At 75.2% G+C, this 3,910-nt stretch carries 3 protein-coding genes; 2 read left to right on the forward strand and 1 reads right to left on the reverse strand.

What is annotated here, in order from left to right; all coding sequences use genetic code 11:
* Positions 1 to 101: 101 nt before the first annotated feature.
* Positions 102 to 1,274, reverse strand: coding sequence for an ROK family transcriptional regulator (locus LCD35_RS28910; RefSeq protein ID WP_225045253.1), 1,173 nt, complete (start codon positions 1,272 to 1,274; stop codon positions 102 to 104).
* 89 nt (positions 1,275 to 1,363) lie between these two features.
* Between LCD35_RS28910 and xylA the strand changes: the two genes are divergently transcribed.
* Positions 1,364 to 2,557: a xylose isomerase gene (xylA, locus tag LCD35_RS28915; protein ID WP_225045254.1), complete on the forward strand. Its 1,194-nt coding sequence runs from the start codon at positions 1,364 to 1,366 to the stop codon at positions 2,555 to 2,557.
* The gene (locus LCD35_RS28920) at positions 2,554 to 3,795 is read left to right on the forward strand and encodes an FAD-binding protein (RefSeq protein WP_224961225.1); all 1,242 of its coding nucleotides are present in this window, start codon (positions 2,554 to 2,556) and stop codon (positions 3,793 to 3,795) included. The genes xylA and LCD35_RS28920 overlap by 4 nt, the downstream gene beginning before the upstream one ends.
* Positions 3,796 to 3,910: the final 115 nt, after the last annotated feature.

Genomic DNA, 3,910 nt, shown 5'->3' on the forward strand with positions numbered 1-3,910 from the left:
CCCCGCCCCCCCGGGGGGGGCCCCCCCGGGCCCCCCCCCCCCCGCGCCCGGGTCGGGAGTGAACGGCTCGTTCGTCCAGCCGCATTGGACCAACCGGCCGTTCACCCCACCTCGGCGGCGGGCGGGCGGATGGCGGCCGGGTCGGTGAGCAGCTGGTGCAGCGCGAGCTGGCCCGCGCCGATCATCAGCAGGTCGGCGCCGAGCGCGGCGGGCACGATCCGCACCTCCTCGAACGCGGGCGCTGAGCACTGCTCGGCCACCAGCTCGGCGAATCCCGCCGGATCCGCGCCGAGCACGTCGGCGAGGAACCCGCCGAGCACCACCAGCCGCGGGTTGAGCACGTTGACCGCGGCGCCGACCGCGCCGCCGAGCACCCGCGCCTGCCGTGCCAGTTCGGCGCGCACCCGCGGATCGGCCGAGTCGGCCAGCGCCCCGGACAGCGCGAGCTGGTCGGCGGAGCCGAGCCCGAGCAGCTCCAGCAGCCGCGCCCGGTTCACCTCGTCCTCCAGCGTCCCGTCCGGCACCGCGCGGTCGGCCGGGTCGCGGATCGCGGGCCGGTTGCGCCCGAATTCGCCCGCGTAACCGCCGGTCCCGCCGAGCGGGCTCCCTCCGGCGATGATGCCGCCGCCGATGCCGCTGGCCCCGCCGTTGAGGTAGACGAGGTCGGGGACGCCGACTCCGGCGCCGAACAGGTGCTCGGCGAGCGCGCCGAGGGTCGCGTCGTTCCCGGCGAACGCGGGGTGCCCGGTGGCGCGGGTGAGCTCGGCGGCGATCGGTTCTTCGCGCCAGCCCAGGTGCGGCGCCCACCGCACCACGCCGTCGCCGTCGCGGACGAGGCCGGGCACGGCGACGCCGATGCCGGCGATGCGCTTCCCGTCCAGTTCGGCGGAGCCGAGTTCGGCGGCCACGACCTCGACGGTCCGCGTCGCGCCGGGCCGCGCGATCTCGATCCGGCGGCGGGAGCGGACCTCCCCGCCGAGGCCGACGACGCCGAGGGTGATCGCGTCCAGTTCCGGGTTGACCGCGATCGCCACGCAGTCCGGGTCGGGGTGCACCACCGGGGAGGGCCTGCCGACGCGGGCGGTGTCCTGCGGACCGGATTCGGCGACCAGGCCCATGCCGGTGAGCTCGGCGATCAGTGCGGCGACCGTGGAACGGCTCAACCCGGTGGCCCGGGTGATGCCGGCCCGGGACAGCGATCCGGTGCGGTGCACCAGGTCGAGCACGGCGGCGAGGTTGTCGCGCCGGACGCGGTCCGAGTTGCTGCCGCGCATCCGCTCCCCCGTCCGCCGGATCTTGCCCGCTGATCACTCGGAACCCTAGTATGTTCTGCACAAGAACAAATTCGTGGGAGGGACTTCCGATGAGCCGCACCCCCACCCCCGCCGACCGGTTCTCCTTCGGGCTGTGGACCATCGGCTACCGGGGCATCGACCCGTTCGGCGGCCCGACTAGGTCCACAATGGACACCCGGTACGCGGTGGAGAAGCTCGCCGAGCTCGGCGCCGCGGGCCTCACCTTCCACGACGACGACCTGTTCCCGTTCGACGCCACCGACGCGGCCCGGCGCACCGAGATCGACCGGTTGAAGCAGGCCCTCGCCGACACCGGGATCACCGTCCCGATGGTCACCACCAACCTGTTCTCGCACCCCGTGTTCAAGGACGGCGGGTTCACCTCCAACGACCGCGCGGTGCGCCGCTTCGCGCTGCGCAAGGTGCTGCGCAACCTCGACCTGCCCGCCGAGTTCGGTGCCCGCACCTTCGTGATGTGGGGCGGGCGGGAGGGCGCCGAGCACGACGCGGCCAAGGACGTGCAGCAGGCGCTCGCCCGCTACCGGGAGGCCGCCGACCTGCTCGCCGAGCACGTCACCGAACGCGGCTACGACCTGCGCTTCGCCCTCGAACCGAAACCGAACGAGCCGCGCGGTGACATCCTGCTGCCCACCCTGGGGCACGCCCTCGCGTTCATCGACTCGCTGGAGCGCCCCGAGCTGTTCGGCGTCAACCCGGAGGTCGGGCACGAGCAGATGGCCGGGCTCAACTACGCCGCCGGGGTCGCGCAGGCGCTCTACCACGGCAAGCTGTTCCACCTGGACCTGAACGGGCAGCGCGGCATCAAGTACGACCAGGACCTCGTGTTCGGGCACGGCGACCTGCACAACGCGTTCGCGCTGGTGGACCTGCTGGAACACGGCGGTCCCGGCGGGACACCCGCCTACGACGGGCCGCGGCACTTCGACTTCAAACCAGCCCGCACCGAGGACGACGCGGGCGTGTGGGACTCGGTGCGCGCCAACATGGCCAACTACCTGCTGCTCGCGGAGCGCGCGGCCGCGTTCCGCGCCGACCCCGAGGTGCAGGAGGCGCTGGCCGCCTCGAAGGTGCCTGAGCTGGCCGTGCCGACGCTCGCCGACGGCGAAGGGGCCGCCGCGCTGCTGGCCGACCGCACCGCGTTCGAGGACTTCGACAGCGCCGCCCACTACGACGGCCGCGGCTACGGCTTCGTGTGGCTGCAGCAGCTGGCCACCGAACACCTGATGGGCGCGCGGGGATGAGCACGCCCCGCACCAACTGGTCCGGCAACGTCACCTACCGGGCGCCCCGCTTCGCCCGGCCGCGGAGCCTCGACGAGCTCGCCGAGGTCGTCACCGGCGCCGACCGCGTCCGGGTGCTCGGCACCGGGCACACCTTCACCGGCATCGCCGACAGCGCCGACGTGCAGGTGTCGCTGGCGGCGCTGCCCGCCGAGATCGAGGTGGACCCCGCCGGGAGCGTCGCGATCTCCGGCCCGGTGCACTACGCGGAGCTCACCCGGGTGCTGCACGAGCACGGGCTCGCCCTGGCGAACCTGGCATCGCTGCTGGACCTGTCGGTGGCGGGCGCGATCTCCACCGGCACGCACGGCTCCGGCAGCCGCACCCGCGGGCTCGGTTCCGCGGTGCGGGCGCTGGAGTTCCTCACCGCCGACGGCGAGGTCCGGGTGCTGCGCGACGGCGACGCCGACTTCACCGGGGCCGTCGTGGGGCTCGGCGCGCTCGGCGTGATCACCCGGATCGAGCTGGCGGTGGAGCCGGCGTTCGAGGTCACCCAGCACGTCTACGCGGGACTGCGGTGGCCGGTGGCCGCTGCCGAACTGGCCGCGCTGCTCGGCTCCGGCTACAGCGTCAGCCTGTTCACCGACTTCGACGGCTCCGGCGTCCGGCAGGTGGTGGTGAAGGAGCGGGGCGGGCACGACACCGAGCTGTTCGCCCGCCTCGGCTCGCGGCGCGTGGACGGGCCGCGGCACCCGATGGCGGGCGGGCCGACCGAGAACGTCACCGTCCAGGCCGCACCCGGCCCGTCGCACGAACGGCTCCCGCACTTCCAGGCGGGACGGACCCCCAGCAGCGGCGCGGAGATCCAGAGCGAGTACCTGGTGGACGCGCGGCACGCGGCCGCCGCCGTCGAGGCGCTGCAGCGGGCCGCGCCCGCGTTCGCACCGGTGCTGCTGGTCGCCGAGCTGCGCTCGGTGGCCGCCGACGAGCTGTGGCTCAGCCCGGCGTGGCGGCGGGATTCGCTGGCGATCCACTTCACCTGGCGCCGCGACCAGGCCGGGGTGGCGGCCGCACTGCCCGCTCTCGAAGCCGCGCTCGCCCCGTTCGGCGCCCGGCCGCACTGGGGGAAGGTGTGGGCGATGGGCGCCGACGTGCTCGCCGAGCGCTACCCGCGGCTCGCCGACTTCCGCGCGCTGGCCGAGCGCTGGGACCCGCAGCACCGCTTCCGCAACGAGTTCCTCGACGAACGCGTCTTCTGACGCCGGTGGGGCCCCCCCCCGCGGGCGGGGGGCCCCCCCCCCCCACCCCCGGGGGGGGGGCCGGGGGGGGGCCCCGCCCCCCGCCCCCCGCCCCCCCGCCCCCGCCCGGGGGGGC

Source organism: Saccharopolyspora sp. 6V, from assembly GCF_020176785.1.
GTDB lineage: Bacteria > Actinomycetota > Actinomycetes > Mycobacteriales > Pseudonocardiaceae > Saccharopolyspora_C > Saccharopolyspora_C gregorii.

Excerpts from the sequence above, each read along its gene's own strand:
- LCD35_RS28910 (WP_225045253.1), bottom strand. The coding sequence starts at position 1,274 with ATGCGCGGCAGCAACTCGGACCGCGTCCGGCGCGACAACCTCGCCGCC.
- xylA (WP_225045254.1), top strand. The coding sequence starts at position 1,364 with ATGAGCCGCACCCCCACCCCCGCCGACCGGTTCTCCTTCGGGCTGTGG.
- LCD35_RS28920 (WP_224961225.1), top strand. The coding sequence starts at position 2,554 with ATGAGCACGCCCCGCACCAACTGGTCCGGCAACGTCACCTACCGGGCG.